At 34.1% G+C, this 17,706-nt stretch carries 17 protein-coding genes and 1 pseudogene; 2 read left to right on the top strand and 16 right to left on the bottom strand.

What is annotated here, in order from left to right; all coding sequences use genetic code 11:
* Window positions 1–27: 27 nt before the first annotated feature.
* The 12 genes and pseudogenes from FCN74_RS08005 to FCN74_RS07955 form a co-directional block, all read right to left on the bottom strand.
* Window positions 28–2,412 (bottom strand): heavy metal translocating P-type ATPase, encoded by a 2,385-nt coding sequence (locus FCN74_RS08005; protein ID WP_138932080.1) that lies wholly within the window; start codon window positions 2,410–2,412, stop codon window positions 28–30.
* 434 nt (window positions 2,413–2,846) lie between these two features.
* Entirely contained in the window at window positions 2,847–3,224 is a 378-nt protein-coding gene (locus FCN74_RS12370) for a LytR/AlgR family response regulator transcription factor (RefSeq protein ID WP_317128791.1), read from the bottom strand.
* 57 nt (window positions 3,225–3,281) lie between these two features.
* Window positions 3,282–3,566, bottom strand: a pseudogene (locus tag FCN74_RS12365) (LytR/AlgR family response regulator transcription factor); the annotation flags it as partial.
* Between the two features lie 38 nt (window positions 3,567–3,604).
* Entirely contained in the window at window positions 3,605–4,279 is a 675-nt protein-coding gene (locus tag FCN74_RS07995) for a sensor histidine kinase (RefSeq protein WP_138932079.1), read from the bottom strand.
* A gap of 162 nt (window positions 4,280–4,441) precedes the next feature.
* Window positions 4,442–4,657, bottom strand: a complete 216-nt coding sequence (locus FCN74_RS07990) for a hypothetical protein (RefSeq protein WP_138932078.1) — start codon at window positions 4,655–4,657, stop codon at window positions 4,442–4,444.
* A gap of 146 nt (window positions 4,658–4,803) precedes the next feature.
* Window positions 4,804–5,283 (bottom strand): peroxiredoxin family protein, encoded by a 480-nt coding sequence (locus tag FCN74_RS07985; RefSeq protein WP_138932077.1) that lies wholly within the window; start codon window positions 5,281–5,283, stop codon window positions 4,804–4,806.
* A 20-nt stretch (window positions 5,284–5,303) separates the two neighbouring features.
* Window positions 5,304–6,710, bottom strand: coding sequence for a dihydrolipoyl dehydrogenase (gene lpdA, locus FCN74_RS07980; RefSeq protein WP_138932076.1), 1,407 nt, complete (start codon window positions 6,708–6,710; stop codon window positions 5,304–5,306).
* A 114-nt stretch (window positions 6,711–6,824) separates the two neighbouring features.
* The gene (locus tag FCN74_RS07975; RefSeq protein ID WP_138932075.1) at window positions 6,825–8,168 is read right to left on the bottom strand and encodes an MBL fold metallo-hydrolase; all 1,344 of its coding nucleotides are present in this window, start codon (window positions 8,166–8,168) and stop codon (window positions 6,825–6,827) included.
* A 91-nt stretch (window positions 8,169–8,259) separates the two neighbouring features.
* Window positions 8,260–8,931 (bottom strand): peroxiredoxin, encoded by a 672-nt coding sequence (locus FCN74_RS07970; protein ID WP_138932074.1) that lies wholly within the window; start codon window positions 8,929–8,931, stop codon window positions 8,260–8,262.
* 158 nt (window positions 8,932–9,089) lie between these two features.
* A complete protein-coding gene (locus tag FCN74_RS07965) occupies window positions 9,090–9,887 on the bottom strand; it encodes a sulfite exporter TauE/SafE family protein (RefSeq protein WP_138932073.1) in 798 nt (265 codons plus the stop codon).
* A 242-nt stretch (window positions 9,888–10,129) separates the two neighbouring features.
* Complete coding sequence (gene porQ / locus FCN74_RS07960) at window positions 10,130–11,158, bottom strand: type IX secretion system protein PorQ (RefSeq protein WP_138932072.1); 1,029 nt, start codon at window positions 11,156–11,158, stop codon at window positions 10,130–10,132.
* A 99-nt stretch (window positions 11,159–11,257) separates the two neighbouring features.
* Entirely contained in the window at window positions 11,258–12,724 is a 1,467-nt protein-coding gene (locus tag FCN74_RS07955; RefSeq protein ID WP_138932071.1) for a TonB-dependent receptor, read from the bottom strand.
* Between the two features lie 99 nt (window positions 12,725–12,823).
* Between FCN74_RS07955 and FCN74_RS07950 the strand changes: the two genes are divergently transcribed.
* Window positions 12,824–13,588, top strand: coding sequence for an MBL fold metallo-hydrolase (locus tag FCN74_RS07950; protein WP_138932070.1), 765 nt, complete (start codon window positions 12,824–12,826; stop codon window positions 13,586–13,588).
* A gap of 154 nt (window positions 13,589–13,742) precedes the next feature.
* Here FCN74_RS07950 and FCN74_RS07945 read toward each other — a convergent pair whose 3' ends face one another.
* Entirely contained in the window at window positions 13,743–14,498 is a 756-nt protein-coding gene (locus FCN74_RS07945) for a bacteriorhodopsin-like (protein WP_138932069.1), read from the bottom strand.
* A 106-nt stretch (window positions 14,499–14,604) separates the two neighbouring features.
* Between FCN74_RS07945 and FCN74_RS07940 the strand changes: the two genes are divergently transcribed.
* Complete coding sequence (locus tag FCN74_RS07940; protein ID WP_138932068.1) at window positions 14,605–15,492, top strand: Brp/Blh family beta-carotene 15,15'-dioxygenase; 888 nt, start codon at window positions 14,605–14,607, stop codon at window positions 15,490–15,492.
* Here the strand turns inward: FCN74_RS07940 and FCN74_RS07935 are convergent.
* From FCN74_RS07935 to FCN74_RS07925, 3 genes are read right to left on the bottom strand one after another with little or no spacing between them, the layout of a single operon-like run.
* On the bottom strand, window positions 15,489–16,139 hold the full coding sequence (locus FCN74_RS07935) for an alpha/beta hydrolase (protein WP_138932067.1): 651 nt from the start codon (window positions 16,137–16,139) through the stop codon (window positions 15,489–15,491). The two genes, FCN74_RS07940 and FCN74_RS07935, sit on opposite strands and share 4 nt — an antisense overlap.
* Window positions 16,140–16,460, bottom strand: a complete 321-nt coding sequence (locus tag FCN74_RS07930) for a hypothetical protein (protein WP_138932066.1) — start codon at window positions 16,458–16,460, stop codon at window positions 16,140–16,142. It abuts the gene before it with no gap.
* Window positions 16,444–17,700, bottom strand: coding sequence for a dihydroorotase (locus FCN74_RS07925; protein ID WP_138932065.1), 1,257 nt, complete (start codon window positions 17,698–17,700; stop codon window positions 16,444–16,446). The genes FCN74_RS07930 and FCN74_RS07925 overlap by 17 nt, the downstream gene beginning before the upstream one ends.
* Between the last annotated feature and the right edge of the window lie 6 nt (window positions 17,701–17,706).

Here is a 17,706-nt window from a genome sequence, read left to right as displayed (position 1 = left end):
TATTTATAGAGAAAATAATATCGTAGATTAAACTTTAATCTTTTTTCCGATAAAATGCGTCATCACAGTCGTGAAACCTACAATACTTATCGAACTTAAAGGCATTAAAATAGCAGCAATCACAGGTTCTAACTGTCCAGTAACGGCAAAATACAACCCAATAACATTGTAAAGAAAAGATAATACAAAACTGATTTTGATGGTTTTAATGCCACGATGTGCGGCATGAATAAATTTAGGTAAAAGCGATAAGTGTTTAGCATCTAAAATAGCATCACAAGCCGGCGAAAACACATTGATATTTTCTGAAAGTGCAATGCCTAAATCACTTTGTTTTAAAGCTCCGGCATCGTTTAAACCATCGCCAATCATCATGATTTTTTGCTTTTTATCTTGCTGTGCTTTGATATAATTTAATTTGTCTTCTGGTTTTTGGTTAAAATATAATGGTGTCTTGGACGGCAAGAATCGTTCTAAAAAGGCTTTTTCTCCTTTGTTATCTCCTGATAAGACCGCCAAATTGTATTCGTTTTTCAGTTGATGAAATAAATCTTGAACACCTTGTCTGTAGGTGGTTTTGAATACAAATTTACCTTTATATTGCTCATTGTTTTTATAATGAACCGCAGTTTCAAAATTTTCGCTTTCTTGAGGTGCATTGACAAAACTTGATGAACCTAATTTTACATTATGATTATTTATTCTGGCTTTTATGCCTTGTCCGAGATGTTCTTCATAATCATCTACAGTCATTATATCTTGGCTATGGAGAAAATGATACAATTGACGGCTTAAGGGATGGTTAGAATTTCTCAGCGTATTTTTAAGCAAGTTTTTATCATCATTTGTTATACTTTTTCCTTCGTAAGTAATTTCAGTGGCGTTATTTTGGGTTAATGTTCCAGTTTTATCAAATATAATTTGGTCAATACTGGTGAGTTGTTCTAAACTTTTGATGTCTTTTAAATAAAAGCCTTTTTGTCCGAAAAGACGAAGTAAATTTCCCATTGTAAAAGGTGTTGCCAGCGCAATAGCACATGGACAAGCAATAATAAGGACTGCTGTAAACACATTTAAAGCCATACTCGGATTGATCAATAGCCAAATGAGTGTTGATACAGAGGCAATGCTTAGCACACCTACTGTAAAATGTTTACTGATTTTATCTAATAATGTTTGATAGTGTTCAGGTTTTTGGTTAGTGAAGGCTTTGTTAGACCACAGTTGAGTCAAATAACTCTGTTCAACAGATTTTTCTGCGGTCATTTCTATGGAGCTCCCGACTTGTTTACCACCAGCAAATATCTTGTCGCCTGAAGTCTTGTGAACAGGCTTTTCTTCACCAGTCACAAAACTATAATCAATATGAGCTTCGCCATTCATCAAGATGCCATCAACGGGAATGAGTTCAGCATTTCTAATGAGAAGTTTATCACCAGCTTTAATATCACTTACTTTGATGTTTGCTTCAGTTTTGTTTTCAATTTTGGTAACTGCAATAGGAAAATAAGACTTGTAATCTCTTTCAAAAGACAAAAAATTATAGGTTTTTTGTTGCACAAACTTTCCAAGTAATAAGAAAAAAACCAAACCAGTCAAACTGTCAAAAAATCCAGAACCTAGACTAAAGCTGATTTCTACAGTGCTACGGATAAAAAGCGTAGCAATACCAAGAGCTATAGGAATATCAATATTAAGTTGTTTGGTTTTGAGTATGCTAAAAGCCGATTTGAAATAGTCTTGAGCGGCGTAAAAAACCACAGGTAAAGAAAATGCAAACATCAACCATCTAAAAACGGGTTTGTATTGGTCAAGCCAAAACTCTGAAACTTCAAAATATTCAGGAAAAGATAAAAACATGACATTACCAAAGGCAAAACCCGCAACACCAATTTTGTAAATCAGTGAACGGTCTATTTTGCGGTCAGGTTTATCCATATCTTCTAAACTGATATAGGGTTCATAACCAATGGAAGTCAATAGGTTAACAACAGCTTTCAGATTTGTTTTTGCACAATTGTATTGAATTTGAACGGTTTTCTTTGGAAAATTGACTTGGGAATTGCTGATATGAGGATTTAACTTATTCAAATTTTCTAAAATCCAAATACATGAACTACAATGGATATGCGGAATATATAAGTTGACAATTTGCGTTTCACCATCATTAAACTCAACTAATTTTTCTACTATTTCGGCTTGGTCTAAGAAATCGTATTTGCCTTCTATTTCAGGTGGTGTTTGGCCCGGTGTATCTTCAAGATCATAATAACAACTGAGGTTGTTTTCTGAAAAGATTTCATAAACAGTTTTGCAACCATGACAGCAGAAATGTTTGTCATAAGCTTCAATATCTGTCGGCTGACAAGGATCGCCACAGTGGTAGCATTGTTGTGTTTCTTGAGTGTTCACCTTGCAAACATAAGGCTAGCTTGATATTTAGATTATGATGTTGGTCAGTTTTTGGGGAGTTGAGGTTGTAAGGTTATAAGTTTCAAGTTTCATCCCGAATCGCATTTGCTCTTGGAACTTAGTTTTCTGGTTTTTATTTTCTTTTCTCTAGTATCTGTTTGTTATTTAAAAAATCTTCGAATTTTCAAATTGCTACAGTGATAAATTATCAACGTCACTGCGAAGGCGTATAACGATTGCGGCAGTCTAAAGTAATTTAAGTTGAATTGCCGTTACTCCTCAAATTGTTGAGATTGCTTCAAGTATCGTATGGCTTTCAGCCCTACTCCACTTTCGCAATGGCGGTTTGTTTAGTCGAGAAGTTTTTTGATTTTATAATAACCCAATTTTCAAATTTTCAAATCTTCAAATCATCAAATCATCAAATCATCAAATTAACCATCCAACCATTGCTTAAAATCCTTTACCCGTTCCCGACTGACAATCAAAGGTTCATCTATGTCTTGTCGCAATACAATTCTCAAGCGACTATTAGAGTAACTGATAATATCTTTAATGGCGTTGATATGGATGATGTAAGCTCTGTTGATTCTAAAAAATGATTTAGGAGAGACTAAGCCGTCAATCTCTTCCAGACTTTTTTCAAGCGGATATCGTCGTCCCTGTGTGGTGAGCAGGTAAGAGATTTTATGCTCGCTTAAAAAACAATCAATTTCCTCAGTTTCAAAGACTTTTAAATGCTCTCCGACTTTTACCGTAAATCGTTCTTTGTAATTTTTATCCTGAAGTTTATTTTCAAATAGAGATTTAATATCCTGAAAACTCAGATCAGTCTTTTTATGATTTGATTCAAATTGTTCAATAGCCGATTGAAGTTCGGCTTTATCAATGGGTTTGAGTAAGTAATCAATGCTATTCACTTTAAACGCTTTGAGCGCGTATTCATCGTAAGCTGTGGTGAGAATAATGGCAGAGTTTATAGTCCTGTTTTTAAACAGCTCAAACGAAAGCCTGTCGCTGAGCTGGATATCAAGAAAGATAAGATCAGGATCCGAATGTCTGTCCAGCCAATGTTGAGCATCAGAAAGGCTATGTAAAGTGGATTGAATTTTTATATTAAAATCAGCCAATAATTTTGTTAGGCGTCTTGCGGCTGGTTTTTCGTCTTATACTATAATTGCTTTAATCATGATTAATCGATTTCAAGTTGAACTAAAGGTAATTTTACAGAAAATATATCTTCGGTTTGCGTTACCACACATTTTTTATCAGTAAAGAGTTTGTACCTTGACCGGATATTATCCAGCCCAATACCGTTTCGTTTTTGACGGGTTGATGCTAGTTTTGGTTGATAATTGTTTTCAATCACCAGCATGTCATCTTCAATAAAGATATTTATGTCAAGTGGTTTTTTTTCTGAGATTTGATTGTGCTTAATAGTGTTTTCCAGCAAAAGTTGTAAAGAAAGCGGTACAACTTTAGCTTCTATTTTTGTTGCCTTCTCATCAATATTAACATTGATACTATCTTCAAACCGCATCATCAATAAATTAAGATAAGTTCGAGCGAATTTTATTTCATCAATGAGGTTGACCAAATCTTTGTTTTTTTGATCGAGGACATAACGGTAAACTTGAGATAAACCAATAGTAAAATCCTGTGCTTTGTCAGGATCTTCGTCAATTAATGCGCTCAATACATTTAAACTATTGAATAAAAAATGTGGATCGAGTTGATTTCTTAAGGCGTCAAATTTAGCGGAGTTAGATTCAGATTCGAAGGTTTTTTCTTTGAGTTTAGCGTCTTGTAAGGCTTTATAAAAATAAAAGGCGTGAAACGCTAGCGTGACCACAAAAGCAATAAGCATTGAAAATACATAATTCAAAAAATACTCATTCTCCAGGAATTGCTCAACACTTAGTCCTTCTATAAAGACTAAATGAGAGAAACGAGCGATAAAAAAAGCAAGTGTAGACCATAAAACAGAACCTACAATACCAATAATGACTAATTTTTTTGCATGCGCTTCTCAGGAATATTTAGAATATAAAAACTTAAACCCCAACACATTGACAATAGTGATAATGAAGGCATACATAAAGCTTACAACAAAGTACTTAAAATTGAGCAATACCTCAATTTCATACCCTGAAGAAATAAAGTTGATTACGCGAATAAAAGCAGATGTGATAATTGATAAAATAGCATATCTAACAATGGCTTGAAAAATGTCTCTGGCTTTCATAATTTTTTTATTCAAATATCATAGGAAAGTTAAGGTTGTAAAAGTATAATTTACTGAGCTGTAAATATACCAAGATGAGTTGCATAAAAAAGCCTTCAAATTTTTTTATAATTTGAAGGCTTAATAAAAAATCTTACTTTATATATTTACTTAATTTCATCTAAAAACCCCATGATTTCTCCTTCACCTTTATAGACTTTAATTAATTTGTGTTGTTTATCGTATAAATATGCAGTAGGATAGGAGCCAACAAAAAACACATCTGCAAATTTGTAATCATCTTCAAGTAGTATTTGAATGTTGCTTAAGTCCAATAATTTTGGAGCAAATCCTTTAAAAAATTCAAGGGTTTCCTTTTGGCCTTTAGTAGAAACAGGATATAATTTTACTCTGGCGTTTTTAAGCTTATCTACGTGTAGATTTAAAGTTTTAAAGGCTGTTTGACAATGTCTACAAGTTGGGTTAAAATAGACAAAATAGGAATACGACTCAGTTGAGACATCATCTTGACTAAATTTTTCATTATTCTGATTCCAAATTTCAAACTCCGGTAAAGATTTTGGATAATCTTGAGCTATAATTGCAGATGTTGAAATTAAAGCGATGAATAAAATTAGGTTCTTCATTTTAATTATTGTTTGATAATTTATATATGAATTGCTCTGTCTTCAGTAGCTGCAAGTGCTGCTTCTTTTACAGCCTCAGCATAGGTCGGATGCGCATGACTCATTCTAGCCATATCTTCAGCACTGGCTCTAAATTCCATTGCTGTAACGGCTTCAGCAATCAAGTCAGCGGCTCTGGCTCCAATCATATGAACACCGAGAACTTCGTCTGTTTCTTTATCTGAAAGAATTTTGACTAATCCATCAACATCGCCACTTGCTCGACTTCGCCCTAAAGCCCGCATAGGGAATTGTCCTGATTTATAATCGATACTTTCATCCTTAAGTTGTTCTTCTGTTTTGCCGACAGATGCAACCTCAGGCCAAGTGTATATCACATTTGGAATTAAATTGTAGTCTATATGTGGCTTTTGTCCGGCGATGACTTCTGCGACAAAACTCCCTTCTTCCTCAGCTTTGTGTGCCAACATGGCGCCTTTAACCACATCACCTATAGCATAAATGTTTTCCACATTGGTTTGTAATTTCTCATTGACTTCTACTTGACCTTTATCATTAATTTTTACACCGGCTTTATCTGCGTTCAATCCTTTTGTGAATGGTTTTCTGCCAACAGACACTAAACAGTAATCGCCCTCAAAAGTCACCTCTTCACCTTTTTTATTATCCGCTTTAATAATGACTTTATCACCATCTCTATCTACAGCTTTTACTTGGTGAGAAAGTGCAAATTTTACTTTTTGCTTTTTCATCACTTTCATTAATTCCTTGCTCATGGCTTTGTCCATGACAGGTGCGATTCTGTCCATGTATTCTATTACAGTCACTTCCGAGCCAAGTCTTTTATAAACTTGACCCAACTCTAAACCGATGACACCACCTCCGATCATAACCATGTGTTTAGGAACTTCTTTAAGCGATAAGGCTTCGGTAGAGGTGATGATGCGCTCTTTATCAATATCGATAAATGGTAATGAATTAGGTTTACTTCCTGTAGCAATAATGGTGTTTTTAGCTTCTATTTCGGTAGTTTCTTTATCATTATGCGTGATGATAATGTGGGTTTTATCTTTGAAAGATCCAACACCTTCAAAAGAAGTGACTTCGTTTTTATCCATTAAAAAATCAATACCTTTTGTGGTTTGCTCAACGACGCTACTTTTTCGTTCCATCATTTTTTTAAAATTGAGCTTCACATCTCCATTAATTTCAATACCGTGATCTTCAAAATGCTTAAGAGCATCTTCATAATGGTGAGACGAGTCGAGTAGTGTTTTTGAAGGAATACAACCTACATTTAGGCAAGTACCACCTTTAGTAGCATATTTTTCTATGATTGCAGTCTTTAGTCCAAGTTGAGCACAACGAATAGCCGCTACATAACCTCCTGGTCCTGAACCTATAATCAAAACATCAAACTTATCCATAGCTAGTATTTAATTTTTTTTTATTGATTATAAAATTACAATTTATCTTATAACTATAATCTTTATTTTGGAATTTGTTAATTGAGATAAATCACCTCATTGACACATAAAGATTTAAGAACTAAAATCTGACACTGCAAAGCTTAAATCATAAACTTCAGCATCTGGCTTCATGTTTTTGATAATACCAAAACCTGCTCTGCTTCTGTAGCCTCCGGCACAATGAACAACTATAGGTTTATCTACAGAAATATCTTTCGCATTCTCTCTTAAATTGTTTAAGGGATAATGCAATGCATTTTCAAAATATTTGCCATCACTCACTTCACTGTGGTTACGTATGTCGATAATTGTATAATCATCAGGATTTGATTTAAATTTTTTTAAATCTAGAGTTTTAGTATGTTCTTTAAAATTTTTTGCTAAAGTTATCACCGATACAATCTGGTTTTCATAGCCTATTCTTGCGACTCTATCCAATATGTATTGGTAATCTTGAACACTATTTATGACTAAGTAAAATTTTTCATTTGGTTTTACAATTGCACCGAGCCATGTTTCGAAAGTGTCATTTTCGTCACGTGCCATTATATTTATGCTGTTAGGTAAATGACTTGATTCGTTATCAAAATCACGTGTATCAATGATAAGATGATCTTTATTAATGTTTGAAACACTCAGTTTTAAAGGTACAGACCATATACTGGACATGAAGTTTTCAGGTCCACCTTTATTGGTGTCAACGTTAAAACCAAAATATGATGGAATAAAAGGTTGATCGTTTAATAGTTCATTGACAAATTCTACTTCAGTTTGGATTTTGAATGCCCAATTACCAACTCGCTCATTTCCAAGTGTACTTGACGAAGCATCGCTCATGTTCTTACCGCATAAACTTCCTGCTCCGTGAGCGGGATAAATTAAGGTTTCATCGGGTAAATCAGAAAATTTGTTTTGCACGGTGTGGTACATAGCTTTTGCCAATGACTCTCTTGTAGCTTTCATGTTTCCAGCGTCCTCACGAAGGTCAGGTCGACCTACATCACCTATAAAAAGTGTATCACCAGTAAATAAAGCTTTTTTAGAGGTTTCTTTATGATCGGCTAATATGCAAATACTATCAGGTGAATGCCCAGGTGTATTGATGGCAGAGAATTGAACATCATTTAATGTCAATTTATCGCCTTCATCAAAAGTTTCGTGAGGATATTCTGCACCAAGGTCTTTACTTACGTATATTTTAGCATCAGTTTCTTTGTGAATTTGGTAGTGGCTGCTTATAAAATCTGCATGAGGGTGTGTTTCAAAAACAGCAACAATTTTAGCATTATGTTTCTCAGCGAATTCATAATAGGGTTGCGGGTTTCTTGCAGGGTCAATTAATGCTATTTTTTCACCACTCAGTATTGCATATGAATAATGGGCTAAAGCTTTGTCTGTAAATTGTTTGATTTGCATACGGTTATTTATTTTATTGGTAATTCTTTTTCATAAAAATAAAGAAGGTGAAGGACAAGCCTTCACTTTCTTTATTATAAATATGGTCTCTCTAAAATTGTTTTTTGGCTAAATACCAAGTTGTTTTTTCAAGAGATTCATCTGCTATTCTGTCTTCGTAAGCTTTTAGGTTTTTTGGTGGTGGAACAATGGCCTTTTCGCCTTTCTTCCAGTCCAATGGGCATGCTGCACCATTTTCATCTGAAAATTGAAGGGCCTCAAGTGCTCTTAAGATTTCATCCATATTTCTACCTACGTTTAGTGGATAATACATGATCAACCTTATTTTCTTTGTTGGGTCAATAAAGAAAACTGCTCTTACTGCTGAAGTTTCACTTTCATTTGGCTGAAGCATTCCATAAAGCTTTGATACTTTCATATCAATATCTGCTATAATTGGAAAATCCATGTACACACCAGTATTTTCTTTTACACTGTCTACCCAACCAATATGCGAGTGAATCGAATCAATACTTAAACCCAAAAGTTCTGTATTTAAAGCTTCAAATTCTTTTTTACGAACAGCAAAACCACTCATTTCAGTTGTACATACAGGTGTAAAGTCTGCAGGATGTGAAAACATAACCGTCCATTTATCCTTAGCAAATTCTGACATTTTAATGTTTCCAGTTGTTGTCACAGCTTCAAAATCTGGAGCTTGATCACCTATTCTTGGCATGTGAATGCCTTGATCTAAGTTGTTTACTTGTTTTAATTCTTCCATAACTAGTAATTTTTAATTTATACACAAATATAAGAAATAACTATTGAATATTTAGTAACAATAGTTACAATTGATAGTTAAGCTTTCCTTAAATCAGTAAATTGAGTGTTAATTTTTCAATCAAATAGTTTCAACCCTTTTGTTTATTTAACTTTTACTTAATGTGTAAATTCCTTAAACACAATATAAAGCCCCATCACAAGGACAAACCAGCCAAAGCCTTTCTTCAATTTTTTACCATCTATAAATTTATTGAGCCAGACACCAACAAAAATGCCTATAACAGATAATCCAGTAAAAAGGCTTAAAAATGTCCAATCAATATCAAGATTTTGTACATCACCCAAAAAACCAATTAGAGATTTCACAGCTATAATCAACAGAGAAGTAGCTACAGCTTTCTTCATAGGTAGTTTGGCCAGTAAAACTAAAGCTGGGATTATAAGAAATCCACCACCTGCTCCAACAATTCCTGTTAGTATGCCAACAACGATTCCTTCTGCAATGATAAGTGGGAAATTATAACTCACTTTTTCATTAGTAGTCTTTATTTTCCTCTCCTTAATCATAGAATAAGAAGCCAAAAGCATAATGAGCGCAAAAAATAACATGATTCCCATGTCCTTTGTGATTTCAACCCCTGAGATGCTAAATAGTGATTCAGGAAGTGCAGGGACCACATATTTTCTAGTGGCATAAACAGCAATAAACGCTGGAATAGAAAAAACAACAGCGGTTTTGATACCCACAAGCCCTTTCTGCATATTTTGAAAAGCACCAACTAAACTTGCAGTCCCTACAACAAAAAGTGAATATGCTGTTGCTACTACTGGATCTTCATAAAGCATATACACCAACACGGGTACGGTAAGTATTGAACCACCACCACCAATAAGTCCCAGTACAATACCTATTACAAAAGCTCCAAAAAAACCTAAAACTTCAATTATTTCCATTTACAGCATAATTCGATTACAAAAATAGAAAAGCAAAGGTTGTGATGCAGCAACTTTTGTTACATTAAAATAGTTTGAAAGATATTAACACTAAGGTTTTAGATATTCTACAAGACTCATTGATGCCAATTGTAAATTTCAAAAGCTTTTTGTAAAGCAAACATTTGTAAGTTAGTTGTTTTAATTACTACCTGGTTAAATGTTGATGCATAAAACTATTCGATTGAAAAAAATGTAACTTGTTAGCGACTAAGGTCTATACTGACACCAAAAAAACTGGTATTGGCAGCGCGGTTAAAACGGGTATAACTATAATTGATTCTGACTTTATTAAACTTAATGCTCAAACCGCCACTTAAGCCGGCAAACGAGCGTTGATCTTCAATTCTTAATTCTTCAGCTCTTCTCAGGTTATAGCCTAATTGAATATTAAAACCACTATCTGGAAAGAACTCAATGCCCAATATGGTTCTTCTTGTAATATTGGCAAAAAACCCAGGATCATCTTCTGTGACGTTGCCATTTAAATCGACTTCATCTCTGGCAGAGTTTCCAAATGCAATATCCCATTCTTGAACATTTTCGATGGTGATATGCCACCTAAAAGGGAGCTTGCGAAATTTTTGAGAGACCCCAAGGACAACTTCAAGTGGTAAATCTTCTCTTATTTCGTTGAAGGGCTTAATTTGATAGCCTAAATTTCTCACTACACCCGAAACAATTAAATTCCATCGGTCGTATTTGTAAGATAAGCCAATGTCTGAGGCGATACCAAATGAAGTAAAGTTTTCAAGTTTTGAAGTAATGAATTTGACATTGGCTCCGAGGTGAAAATCTGAGCGTCCCAGTTTTTGCTGATAACCTATTGATAGTGCCGCTTCATTACCGGTAAAAGTCCCAGTAGAATTCGCATTTTCGTCAAACCCATCAAAGCTGCCGTAATTGATGTATGTGATGCCAGCTTGTAAAACCCGTGTGCGACGATCAAACAAATAAGCATACGAAGCGGTACCGTAATTGATGTCACCGACAAAATTCATATAGTTGACTGCCAGCTGGTTGTCCATTTTGTAGTTAATCAGCGCTGGATTGTTTAAAGCAGATGACGGATCGTAATTATTGAGTGTAACATTTTTACCACCCAGCGCTGCATGTCTGGGTGAAACGGGCAGATTGAGAAATTGATATGTATTTTGTCCACCGATTTGAGCTGAAGCTAAAATCGGGATAAGGAAAATTAAACTACAAAACCAACGCGCTTTTAAATGCATTTAATAAGACAAAAATAGAATTGCAATAATAACGATATAATTGGAATTATATTTTTGTAAAGTGTTCTGAGATGTTTGGATTAAATCACAAGGTATTCACTACGAAATATTATATCCTACTTTATCGGCTTTTTTGTAATCGCGTTTAAACAGATTTTGGCTTTTTATCATTTCTGCAGTTTGTTTTGGTAGTTTGTCTTCCCAGCCTTTTTCGCCTTCAGCAATCATTTGCAAGACTTCTCTAGAAAAGATTCCGAGGTTATCTTCGTCGTAGTCTTCAATATCGACAACACGACCATTATTTTTAAAGAACTTGTAGAGTTCTTTCATTCTCGGGTGAACTTTTAAGTTTTCACTGTTAATGATATTACCGGTATCCGGGTCTTTGTAAGGATATAGATAGACCTTGAGGTCTTTAAAGAAAAGTTTACCAAAAGCTTCCAAAATACCACCACTGAGATGTCTGTAATAGCGTTCGTCAAAGACATCAATGAGATTATTTACACCCATGGCAATGCCCATTCTTTCTTTAGTATAGTTGGAAAAGTACTCGACGAGCTTATAGTATTCTTGGAAATTTGAAATCATCACGGTATGTCCAAGATTACATAATAAGTCGGCGCGATCAAGAAAATCCTCTTCATTAATTTCTCCCTCGGCCCTGAGGTTTGATAATGTTATTTCAAAAACAACCTGGGTTTGCTTGTCATCTACTTTTCTTTCTTTTTGAAATAATTCTAGAGAATTTTTATAAATATCCATATTGACATTGGTCACAGGTCTAAAACTACCGCGAAGAGCTAGGATATTTTTTTTATACAATACACTTGCAGGTAAAACATTGTTACCGCTAGGAGCAAACATGACTGCATCTGTCATATTGTTTTTTACCAATTGTAAGCTCATCAAGCGATTGTCTACATTTATAAATCGAGGACCAGAAAAGTTTATGGTATCAATCTCCAGCTGATCTTTATCCAAGTGATTGTACAAGTTTCTTAAGATATTTCTCGCGCTATCGTGATTATAATAGGCAGCGTATATTAAATTTACACCTAAGACACCAAGTGTAATTTGTTGATGCTTGGCATCATTTTCCTTAAACCTTATGTGTAAAACGATTTTATTGTAAGCTTCGTCAGGCTTGACTTGGTATTTTATACCTACCCAGCCGTGGCCTTTGTACTTTTTAGCAAAATCAATGGTTGTTACGGTATTGGCATAAGTAAAAAATAATTTATCGGGATGCTTACGTCTGATGATACGTTCTTCAATAAGTCTCGTCTCGTGATCAAGCATCTTTTGCAACCGGTTTTCTGTAACATATCGTCTGTCAGCTTCGGTCCCATAAATGGCATCACTAAAGTCCTTATCATAAGCACTCATGGTTTTTGCAATGGTTCCACTGGCACCACCGGCTCGAAAAAAATTTCTTACGGTTTCTTGTCCGGCGCCAATTTCTGCAAAAGTGCCGTAAATGTTTTTGTTTAAATTTACGCGTAAAGCTTTGTTTTTAATAGAGAGAACTTTGTCAAAGTCTTGGTCACCATCGATTGAAACAGCCATTTCTGAAGATTTAGTAGGTTTGATTTTGCTTAAAACAAAGATAATTAATTGCATAAGCTTACAAAAAATAATACCTATTTTTGTGAAAAAATAAGGCTTTTGAAAGTAACATTTTTAGGTACCGGTACATCACAAGGCATTCCAATAATCGGCAGTAAGCATCCTGTTTGTTTAAGTGAAAATCCAAAAGACAAAAGGCTGAGAGTATCTGTATTAATAGAATGGGGTAACTATGCTTATGTGGTAGATTGTGGTCCAGATTTTAGACAACAAATGTTAGCAAATCCTATTGATAAGCTAGATGGTATTTTATTTACCCATGAACACAATGACCACGTCGTAGGACTTGATGATGTAAGACCGTTTTATTTCAGACAAGGCGATATTTCGATTTATGCGCATCAAAGGGTTTTAAATGAACTCAAAAAACGTTTTGAATATGTATTTTCAGTTCAAAATAAATATCCAGGCGCACCAACTTTGGATATTAATATTATAAAAGACAAACCTTTTGATCTAGGAGATAAAACTGTAATTCCTATAAATGTTTATCACGGGAACCTTCAGGTTTATGGTTTTCGTATCGACGATTTTGCATATATCACAGATGCCAAAACAATACCTGCAAATTCAATAGAAAACTTAAAAGGATTAAAAGTACTTGTATTAAATGCTTTACGAAGAAAGGAACACCATTCACATTTTAATCTTGATCAAGCAATAGAGATTGTCAATATTTTAAAACCCGAAAAGGCATATTTTACTCACATAAGTCATCATATGGGATTCCACGATGAAGTGCAGCAGGAATTGCCAGAAAATGTCTTTTTAGCATACGATAATTTAAAAATTGATATCTCATGAGAGAAAAAATATTTATGTTTTTATTTTTCTTTACTATCCTGTTGAGTTTATTTATTTATGTCAATGGCCAAAAGGTTTTAAAGCAAAAGGAGAGTAAAATAAACAAGCTTCAAGCAGAGCTTGAAGCTTGTCAAAAAAATCAAACAACAATAAATTAAGATTTAGAAGTAGAACTCACAGCTAGAGAGAAAACGACTAAACCAAATCCAATTTTGTTTACAGCATCACCAATATTGTACACAACATTCATAGCTTGTTGAGCTGCATCAATATCTGAGACTAGTTGTACGCCAAACAAACCACCTTCGGTACCTAATATATAACCTAATGGATAGATTGCCCAACCTACTAACACAAACCAACATAGTATTTTGTGTGCGGTTAAAACACTACCTCCGGCTGATACTGCCAATTTTTTGGCTTCTCCAAACCATACAATATAAACAATAACAAAATATGCAATACCAGAGATTAATCCCCAAACCCATTGCATAGTAGGGTTACCAATTGCTATAGCTTCACCAAAGTAACCTGTGACCAGCATTACAACTGACCAGAAGATTAATTTCCACATTAAAGATTTCTTGGCACCAGCTGCTCGTAAGATTAAGAAAAATTCAACACACATTAGAGGTACTGTAAGCACCCAGTCAACATATCTAAAGAATGTTGGTGATTCTTGTACAGCATCCCAATAATCTCTCATGTAAAAATAGTGTACAGCTGCGATAAATGTAATCAAACCAGACACTAGTACTGAGGTACGCCACTTTTTATCAAATTGACTTAATGATAAAAAGAAAAAAGCTGAAGCGGCCATCATAGCCATACTTCCTACAAAGAATGTAAAACCGACATAATCGTCGTTTGCAATCTTTGACATTTCACTTAAAAATAGTAAAGTTCTCATAGTATTATAATTTAGTTTTTGTTTATCAAATATAATATTTTATTTAAACAAATGATTTTATTAATTAATTTTTTTTTTAATTTTAAGAATCTATTTAATTAAACAAATGAAAATTTATCATTATTCTATAGTATTGAGTTTTGTTACATTATGGCTTAATTCCTACATACCCTCGCAAGGGCTTTATTTATTGGGCTTATTTTTAATTTTAAGTTTTGGTATTATTCACGGCGCAAACGATATCGTAATCATACCAAATGCTCATAAGTCATTGAAAAACAAACCTTTAATAAAATTAATTGGCATATATTTAACAGTTGTCTTATGTTTTGCCTTGTTTTTTACTTTTTTTCCATCAATCGCAATTATACTTTTCATTTTGTTTAGTGCCTATCATTTTGGAGAACAGCATTGGCATAATATCATTCAAGAAGGTTCTAAAATACCAAAGTTTATTTTTGAGTTTTGTTATGGCTGTTTAATATTTGGCTTAATATTTATGTTTCACCAGACAGAGGTTGAAAAGATCATCACAGATATTACTAAGGTTCCGATTACTTTAGATTTTCTACAATACTTACTATTAGGAATAGGTATTATTTTAATTGCTTTAGGTTTTTATTTCTTCAAAACCACAACGCATTTTAAAACGCAATTGGCAGAACAAATCTTATATCTCTTGGTATTGACCATTATCTTTAGAGTTAGTGATTTGATATGGGCTTTTTCAATTTATTTTGTGTTGTGGCATAGCATTCCATCACTCAATGATCAAATTCACTTTATTTATGGAGAGGTAAATAAATCTAATATTTTAAAATACCTTAAAAAAGCATTTTGGTATTGGGTTATTTCTATTATAGGTTTAGTTGTTTTCTATTTACTTTTTAAGGATACAAGGATTTTTGAAGCGCTTTTGTTTTCCTTTTTGGCTGCGATAACATTTCCCCATGTTTTTGTGATTAATAAAATGTTTAAGCAAAGCTCTTCTTAATGCCTTTTCAGCCAATCTAATACGGCTTGAAAATTATCTTGGTTGACTCCGTGACCAACGGGAAATTCCTTAAACTCACAATCTATGCTTAAAGACTTTAAAATATCCGGTGTTTTTCTTGCCCATTCTACAGGAATCACCTGATCTGCTGAACCATGAGAACTGAAAACCCGAAGGTGTTTTAAGGCTTCCTTATCGGCTAAATCGATCATGTTTTTGTCGATATATCCACTTAAGCCAATAATGTTTTTGACTAAATATGGATAGGTTAGGGCGGTAGCAAAACTTAAAATTGTACCTTGGCTAAAGCCAAATAATGTAACCTCTTTGGGGTTGATGTAGTATGCATCAATGGCTTCAGAAAGAAACATTTTTATCTTTTCTCTAGATTCTATGCCTTGTTTGGTGTCACTAAATTTATTGGCATCGGCATCAAAATTTATAGCGTACCAAGCATTGCCCATGGGTTGCATAGGGTAAGGTGCCCTTACAGAAATCACCGTATAGTTATCGGGCAAATAATTGGCAAATGCAAACAAGTCTTTCTCGTCACTTCCATATCCATGAAGCATTAGGATGAGTGGTGAAGCTTGATTTAACTTAGAAGGTTCAATAAGATGCGTTAAGCTTAAATCTTTGGTAGTCATTTACAGGGCTTTAAATATTTTTTGAAATAGATTTCCTAAAATTGGAATGGCTTGAGTCTTGTTGGATATCGCATTAAAAAAACCAAAAAACCAAAGTACCATATAAAAAATATAAAGGGAAAAGGTAATCATCCAGTTATTAAATCCACTTGCTAATGGCGCAAAAACTATAAAAATGAAATGGATGCCAAAAGCTTGGCGAATATGAAATCGCGCAAACTTATAGCGGTGTTCTGAATTCATAAAAATAGCAATAATGCTGCCAATAATAGTAAAATAAGCAACAATAGCAGCTGACTTTCCACTAGGATTCTGAGACATAAAACTGATTTTTATTAATAATTCCTAAAGCTTTTCCTTTCATTTTTTCTCCTAAGAAAATAGCATTTTTTGATTTAGAAAAAATATCAGTTTCTGAAAATGTCCATTGGGCTTTTGGATCTAGTAAAGTTAAATCGGCATTTTGCCCAACATCAATAGGTGATGTAGATAGGTTAAAGCGAGATTTACCGCGTGTAAGATAGCTGATGGTATCTTCTAAACCGAGTTTTTCATTTAAAACCCCAAATGCAGATTCTAAGCCTATACTTCCAAAAGCAGCATGTTCAAACTCCGTCTTCTTGAGCTCGATATTTAAAGGTTGATGGTCGGTGGTTACCATATCTATAATACCAGATTTTAGTCCTTTAATTAGTGCCTTTTGGTCTGAGGTTTCTCTCAAAGGTGGCCAAACTTTATATCGGCTATCAAAATCTCCCAATTTCTCAGCTGTGTAAATGAGATTTGAGATGGCGACACTACATGTGACTTCTAAGCCTTCTTTTTTGGCTTTTTTAATCAGTTCAACAGATTCAGCTGTCGAAATACAAGAAAAATGAATTTTTGAATTTGTGTATTTTAATAAATCTAAGTCTCTTTTTAGTTGGATAACTTCAGCCATGCGTGGTAGAGCTTTTAGTCCAAGACTTGTGCTAATAAGACCTTCGTGCATTTGTGCTTGTTGGCTTAAACTATTTTCTATGGGAAAAACTTGCACCAAACCACCAAAACCTTTTACATATTGCAAAGCCAGCTTTAGTAAGTTAGCACTATTGATTCCTTTTTTATAATCGCCAAAGACAACTGCATGATGTTGATGCATATCAAACAATTCTGCAAGTTGTTCATTTTTTGACTGTTCTGTTAAAGCGCCAGAAATTAAAGCCTGAACAATATGGTTTTGAGTTTTGGTTTTTAAATATTGTACTAGAGCTGCGTTGTCGATTATGGGTTTGGTATTGGCATTGAGGATGACACTCGTGAAGCCACTTTTCATAGCAGTGTCTAAACCATTTTTTAAAGTCTCGCGTTCTTCAAAACCCGGTTCGCCAAAAGATACGGAAGAGTCAAACCAGCCTTGAGAAACATGAAGATGTTTAATGTGTATTTCATTATCAGCTGTTTGGTCAATGCTATTTTCTATAGCTTTGATGATACCATTTTCAATAAGTATATCTTTTTGTTGAAGGTGATAAGGACTTTTGGAGTCTACAATTTTTGCCGATTTGATAAGCAATCTCATGAAGTC

This window comes from Mesohalobacter halotolerans (assembly GCF_006120725.1).
Classification (GTDB): domain Bacteria; phylum Bacteroidota; class Bacteroidia; order Flavobacteriales; family Flavobacteriaceae; genus Psychroflexus; species Psychroflexus halotolerans.
Note: the sequence above shows the minus strand (reverse complement) of the source record. Positions and strands in the feature narration are given on the sequence as shown.

Excerpts from the sequence above, each read along its gene's own strand:
- FCN74_RS07985 (WP_138932077.1), bottom strand. The coding sequence starts at position 5,283 with ATGAAGAACCTAATTTTATTCATCGCTTTAATTTCAACATCTGCAATT.
- FCN74_RS07970 (WP_138932074.1), bottom strand. The coding sequence starts at position 8,931 with ATGGAAGAATTAAAACAAGTAAACAACTTAGATCAAGGCATTCACATG.
- FCN74_RS07990 (WP_138932078.1), bottom strand. The coding sequence starts at position 4,657 with ATGAAAGCCAGAGACATTTTTCAAGCCATTGTTAGATATGCTATTTTA.
- FCN74_RS07930 (WP_138932066.1), bottom strand. The coding sequence starts at position 16,460 with ATGTCTCAGAATCCTAGTGGAAAGTCAGCTGCTATTGTTGCTTATTTT.
- lpdA (WP_138932076.1), bottom strand. The coding sequence starts at position 6,710 with ATGGATAAGTTTGATGTTTTGATTATAGGTTCAGGACCAGGAGGTTAT.
- FCN74_RS07940 (WP_138932068.1), top strand. The coding sequence starts at position 14,605 with ATGAAAATTTATCATTATTCTATAGTATTGAGTTTTGTTACATTATGG.
- FCN74_RS07945 (WP_138932069.1), bottom strand. The coding sequence starts at position 14,498 with ATGAGAACTTTACTATTTTTAAGTGAAATGTCAAAGATTGCAAACGAC.
- porQ (WP_138932072.1), bottom strand. The coding sequence starts at position 11,158 with ATGCATTTAAAAGCGCGTTGGTTTTGTAGTTTAATTTTCCTTATCCCG.
- FCN74_RS07925 (WP_138932065.1), bottom strand. The coding sequence starts at position 17,700 with ATGAGATTGCTTATCAAATCGGCAAAAATTGTAGACTCCAAAAGTCCT.
- FCN74_RS07955 (WP_138932071.1), bottom strand. The coding sequence starts at position 12,724 with ATGGCTGTTTCAATCGATGGTGACCAAGACTTTGACAAAGTTCTCTCT.
- FCN74_RS07995 (WP_138932079.1), bottom strand. The coding sequence starts at position 4,279 with ATGCTTATTGCTTTTGTGGTCACGCTAGCGTTTCACGCCTTTTATTTT.
- FCN74_RS07975 (WP_138932075.1), bottom strand. The coding sequence starts at position 8,168 with ATGCAAATCAAACAATTTACAGACAAAGCTTTAGCCCATTATTCATAT.
- FCN74_RS07935 (WP_138932067.1), bottom strand. The coding sequence starts at position 16,139 with ATGACTACCAAAGATTTAAGCTTAACGCATCTTATTGAACCTTCTAAG.
- FCN74_RS07965 (WP_138932073.1), bottom strand. The coding sequence starts at position 9,887 with ATGGAAATAATTGAAGTTTTAGGTTTTTTTGGAGCTTTTGTAATAGGT.